4 protein-coding genes are annotated in these 5,920 nt (G+C 29.8%); 1 reads left to right on the plus strand and 3 read right to left on the minus strand.

All coding sequences use genetic code 11. From position 1 onward, the window contains the following. Positions 1 to 517: 517 nt before the first annotated feature. The 3 genes from Q0F58_RS16585 to Q0F58_RS16595 all read right to left on the minus strand — a co-directional run bounded on the left by Q0F58_RS16585 (position 518) and on the right by Q0F58_RS16595 (position 5,631). Positions 518 to 871 carry a hypothetical protein gene (locus Q0F58_RS16585; protein ID WP_294378978.1) on the minus strand — a complete coding sequence of 118 codons (354 nt, stop codon included), beginning with the start codon at positions 869 to 871 and terminating at the stop codon, positions 518 to 520. Between the two features lie 116 nt (positions 872 to 987). Beyond that, entirely contained in the window at positions 988 to 1,746 is a 759-nt protein-coding gene (locus Q0F58_RS16590; RefSeq protein ID WP_294378979.1) for an EFR1 family ferrodoxin, read from the minus strand. 438 nt (positions 1,747 to 2,184) lie between these two features. Continuing rightward, complete coding sequence (locus Q0F58_RS16595) at positions 2,185 to 5,631, minus strand: pyruvate carboxylase (RefSeq protein WP_294378980.1); 3,447 nt, start codon at positions 5,629 to 5,631, stop codon at positions 2,185 to 2,187. Between the two features lie 215 nt (positions 5,632 to 5,846). Between Q0F58_RS16595 and Q0F58_RS19705 the strand changes: the two genes are divergently transcribed. Beyond that, positions 5,847 to 5,920, plus strand: a 74-nt coding sequence (locus tag Q0F58_RS19705; RefSeq protein ID WP_367118205.1) for an IS3 family transposase, incomplete at its 3' end; no start/stop codon positions are given.

A 5,920-nucleotide genomic window follows, 5' to 3' on the forward strand; every position in this document is an offset into this window, starting at 1 on the left:
AAATATAACATTTTTTCTTCTTTAGTATCCATTTTCAATATTTCATTCTTAAACGGTTCCTTAGCTTTTTGTATTCTTTCTGTATAATCACTTTTAACTGTATTGTTATTCTTCTTTTTCTTCTGTTCATTATCTACCTTTGCCATATTTTCCTCCTTATATATCTCCTTATACTATTTTTATAAAAGCAAAATCAAATTAAATATCCCCTAATAATAAAACTACACAATAATCAAAGTACCATTGTAAAGTTTATCATTAATTGTTAATTATAATATATATTATATCATATCAAATCATATAATTTTTACCAATATAAGTATTATAATCATTAATATAATTACTCAGAAAACATTGTGTATAAAACATCAACTTTGACATAATATTGTAACATTTCATATATATAATAAATATTGTAAAATAGTTAAAGATTTTTTCATTATTTATCCCTATTTAATAAAAAGCAGTCTGTTCCCCTTATACAGACTGCTTTTTTATATCCAAATATATAACTGCCTTATGATTCAGTAATTTTATTCTTTTCTATTGCTTCATCATCTAAAATAAGTATTCCCATATCTTCTGACTTTATTTCCTTTGCTCTTCTATCTATTAATTTTTCAATAGTCTCTTTAATCCCTTCCACTTCATCTTCATCAAAAATAAGTTTGTCATATCCACTTCTCATTGCTTTTGCTAAATTTTCCTCTTCTATTTTTGATTTTTCATAATCACATATATTAACTTCTGAATTCAAATCAGCTTTCTTATCCAAGCTGCTTATTTCTTTTAATTCATCTATATTTAAATCTTTTTTATTCACATACAATACAGATATACAAAATCCTTTTTCTGGCTTTGATAAATACATAAATTTTCCTCAATCTTATTTTAAAGTTTTCACCATATTATTTTATTTTTGTTTCTTCTTTTTGTGATTAGAATTTGAATTTTTAATAAAATGAAAACTTTAAAATATATGGATATTCAAATGTATTTTTCAAAGCGACATTGCTCATAAACTTTTTTTCCTTCAAGTGTAATAGCTTTTTGAGGACAGCGGCTTATGCATCTATAACACATAGTACACCTATCTCCAGCAACTGCCTTTTTGTTATTCATAACAATATTTTTCATAGGACATATAGAAGCGCACATTCCACATCCAATACAGTTGCTGCTTATTTTTAAATTCTTTGAATATCCAGTTGTTTTTCCATAAAACCATAATCTCTGTCCAAAAAGTCCTGCAATATGAGAAAAGAAACCAATTCCTTCCTTTGGATATATTCCCTTTCTAATATTTTCTGCTGTTTTTTCTATTTTTTTATCTGCTTTAATTACAATTTCTTTATTTTTAGCTAAAGTCTTCTTTAACAGTTTTACATCACATACTGAATCGGGCATTTGAATATGCAGACCTCCTACTATTAATGCACCATATTTTTTTAACAGTCTGGCAGTACATCCTGCTCCATCTCCACTAAAAGCCCCCATAGTTGCTACACAAAGTACTTTTTTTCCTTTCCAGATACAAGAATTTTTTTTAATAAAATCTCTTACCATAAAAGGTGAATTTGAATACTGAGTTGGATAACCCAGAATTATAAAACTATTCTTTTTGATTTGTTCAACAACAGCTTCGTTTTCTAATGGTATAGCCTCTGCTGATGCATCAATCATATTAGTCAATTTTTCCACACAATGTTTTGTATTTCCTGTACCACTTAGATATATTCCTATCATTACCTTACTCCTCCCGAATAAATGTATTTTTTACTTCTAAAGCCAATACCTATCATTTTTACTAAATACATAATATACCTTAATGTTTACACTGTCAACATTAAAATGTAATTTCTCTTCCTTTTCTTTTCAATACACAATTTTAGTTATAATTACAAAAAAACATCAATGAAAGACCATTTTAATAGTACACTTCCCCTTCATATCAAATTGTGAAAACTCAACCTAATAAAATCATAATCTTAGACTATATTTCTTACACTAAAATATGGTTTTTGCAAATATTTAATCAATATTATATGAAAGAAATATTGAAAAGACTTCATCCTTCATTTCCAATTGTATATTGTTAATTAAAAAAGCTGTATCAAATTGAGATAAAACTCGATTTGATACAGCTCAATATTACGTGTAAAAACACTATTATTTTTTAAAATCTTATTTTAATTTAACCAACAATTCACCAGTCTTAACTTGTTGACCTTCTTTTGCCATGATTTTTTCTACAGTACCATCTACTGATGCTACAACATTTGTTTCCATCTTCATAGCTTCAACAACTATCAAGCTTTCTCCTTCTTTAACTTCTTGACCTTCTTCTACAAGCACCTTTATTACATTACCAGGAATACTTGCTCCAACTTCAAGTTTATTATCTGGATCTGCCATTACAGTTGTGTTTCCATCTCCAAGATTTGCTTCAGCTCTTTCAGTTCTATCCTTAATTTTAATTGATCTTCTGTTTCCATTGATTTCAAATTCAAGAGTTCTAAATCCTTGATTATCAAGTTTTCCAATTTCAATTAATTGAACTATAAGGATTTTACCTTCTTTAACTTCGATTTCACTTGTTTCACCTTCAGCAAGTCCATGGAAGAATACATCACTTCCCATAAGTCTTACTTCTCCGTATTCCATAACATGTTTTATGAAATCTTCAAATACATCAGGATATAGTGCATAACTTATTATATCTTTATTAGATGGCTTAAACTTATATTTATCTTCTAAGTATTTAGCAATCTTATCAAAATCTTCTGGAGGTAATAATTCTCCTGGTCTTACTGTTATAGGTTCTTCTCCTTTAAGAACAAGTTTTTGAAGTTTTTCTGGGAAACCTCCTTCTGGCTGACCCATCATTCCCTTGAAATATGAAACAACTGAATCTGGGAATGCCATATTTGCAGCTTTTTCATAAATATTTTCTGGAGTCAAATCATTTTGAACCATAAATATTGCCATATCTCCAACCATTTTTGAAGAAGGAGTAACTTTTATTATATCTCCAAGCATATCATTAACTGTTTTGTACATCTTTTTGATTTCATCAAATCTATGTCCAAGTCCAAAACTTTCAGCCTGTGGCTTTAAGTTTGAATATTGACCACCAGGAATTTCGTATTTATAAATTTCAGTACTTCCTGCTTTTAAATCTGATTCATATTCACTATATACTGGTCTTACTGCTGCCCAGTATTCAGATATCTTTTGAATTCCTGCTAAATCAATCTTCGTATCTCTATTTGTATTTCCAAGTGCTGCAACTATAGAATCAAGCGCTGGCTGACTTGTAAGTCCTGACATGCTGCTGAATGTTGTATCTACTATATCAACTCCCGCATCTGCTGCCATAAGCACAGTTGCAACTCCATTACCTGTAGTATCATGTGTATGTAAATGAATTGGTAATGACACTTCATTCTTTAATGCAGTTATAAGCTTCTTAGCTGCGTATGGTTTTAAAAGTGCTGACATATCTTTAATAGCTAAGATATGAGCTCCCATCTTTTCAATTTCTTTAGCTTTCTTTACATAATATTCAAGAGAATATTTATCTCTTGTTTCATCTAGTATATCACCAGTATAGCAAAGTGCAACTTCTGCAACCTTATTAGCTTTTAATACTTCATCTAATGATACTTCTATACCTTTAAGCCAGTTAAGTGAGTCAAATATTCTGAATACATCAATTCCACTTTGTGCAGCTTCTTTGATAAATGCTCTTATTACATTATCAGGATAGTTTTTATATCCAACACCATTTGCTCCTCTTATAAGCATTTGGAACATTACATTTGGAATTCTCTTTCTTAAAGATTCAAGTCTTTGCCATGGAGATTCCTTTAAGAATCTATAAGCTGTATCAAATGTAGCTCCTCCCCACATTTCAAAAGAGAATAAATCTTTACCATAATAAGCTGTTGATTTAGCAATCTTGCTCATATCAACACTTCTAACTCTTGTTGCAAGTAATGATTGTTGTGCATCTCTCATTGTTGTATCAGTAAGTAAAAGCTTTTTCTGACTCTTTATATAATCTACAACACCTTCAGGTCCTTTTTCATCTAAAATCTGCTTAGTACCTCTAAGTGTCTTTACTACATCTCCACTTACATGAGGAATAACTGGAACATCAAATTCTTTCTTATTTCCCTTTGTAACATTTACTATTTTTTCACCGATGAATTTTAATACTCTTTGCTCTTCATCTGTTCTTGGTGTTATATCAAATAGTTGAGGATTATCAGCTATAAAGTTTGTATCACATGTACCTTCTCTAAATTGTTCGTTATTTAAAACATTTATTAAAAAATCAACATTTGTCTTAACACCTGTTATAGTTAATTCTTTTATTGAACGTATTGATTTTCTTATTGTATCTTCAAAAGTTCTTGAATAAGCTGTTGTTTTAACAAGAAGGCTATCATAATAAGGACTGATTACAGCACCTGCAAATCCATTACCACCATCATGTCTGATACCAAAACCTGCTCCACTTCTGTATACATCGATTCTTCCTGTATCAGGTGCAAAGTTATTTGCTGGATCTTCTGTAGTAATTCTACACTGAATAGCATATCCTCTTGGCTTTATTGCATCTTGTGAAGGTATTCCAATTTCTTTAGAACTTAATTCAAAACCTTCTGCAATTAAAATCTGGCTTTGAACTATGTCTATTCCTGTAGTCATTTCAGTAATAGTATGTTCAACCTGAACTCTAGGATTCATTTCTATAAAGTAATGATTTCCTTGTGCATCTACTAAGAATTCTAAAGTACCTGCACTTCTATAGTTAACTGATTTTGCAATCTTTAAAGCATCATTACAGATTTCCTGTCTCTTTTCATCACTTAAAGTTATTGCTGGAGTAAATTCTATAACCTTCTGATGTCTTCTTTGAATAGAGCAGTCTCTTTCATAAAGATGAACAACATTACCGTATTTATCTCCTAAAACTTGAATTTCAATATGTTTTGGTCTTTCTATGTACTTTTCTATGAATATATCATCTATACCAAAAGCTTTTTTGGCTTCATTTTTAGCATTTCTATAGTTTTCAACAAGATCTTCCTTGCGTCTTACTATTCTCATACCTCTTCCGCCACCGCCTGCAGCTGCCTTTACCATTACTGGATAGCCACAATAATCAGCAGCCTTTAAAGCTTCTTCTTCATTTTCAACTGGTTTTTCTAATCCTGGTATTACTGGAACTCCAACGCTTTCAGCAACAATTTTAGACTGAATCTTGTCCCCTAATTTTTCCATCATTTCTGATTTTGGACCTATAAATTCAATTCCAGCTTCTTCACATCTTCTTGCAAATTCAGGATTTTCTGATAGGAATCCATAACCTGGATGAATAGCATCAACATGTTTCTTTTTTGCAAGGCTTATTATTTCATCCATATTTAAATAAGCTTCAACTGGCCCCTTGTTTCTTCCTATTAAATATGCTTCATGAGCTTTAGTTCTGAAAAGAGAACATTTATCCTCCTCTGAATATATAGCCACTGTTCTTATACCAAGTTCATGACAAGCTCTAAAAATTCTTATAGCAATCTCGCCTCTGTTGGCAACTAAGACTCTTTTAAATTTTTTCCCCAATTTAAATACAACTCCTTTATTAACTTTTTACTATAAATTATGAACAGAATTAATTCATTTTGAAATTTTATGAATTTTATCCTGCAATAATTTATATTTTCTCATATTGTGTAAAATTTAAACAACATTAAATAGATTATATCATATTTATTATATTTTATACATATTAATTTCAATTTATACAACTTTTTATATCATACTTTCTGAAGCTTTATATTGAAAGTTGGTATAATAGAAAAAGAATACATAGCCGGATTGGGTTTATGACTCCACAAGATTATGAAGATCT

The organism is uncultured Clostridium sp., assembly GCF_934754915.1.
GTDB lineage: Bacteria > Bacillota > Clostridia > Clostridiales > Clostridiaceae > Clostridium.

Bases quoted from the DNA above. Each gene is read 5' to 3' on its own strand.
- Q0F58_RS16590 (WP_294378979.1), bottom strand. From the start codon at position 1,746: ATGATAGGAATATATCTAAGTGGTACAGGAAATACAAAACATTGTGTG.
- Q0F58_RS16585 (WP_294378978.1), bottom strand. From the start codon at position 871: ATGTATTTATCAAAGCCAGAAAAAGGATTTTGTATATCTGTATTGTAT.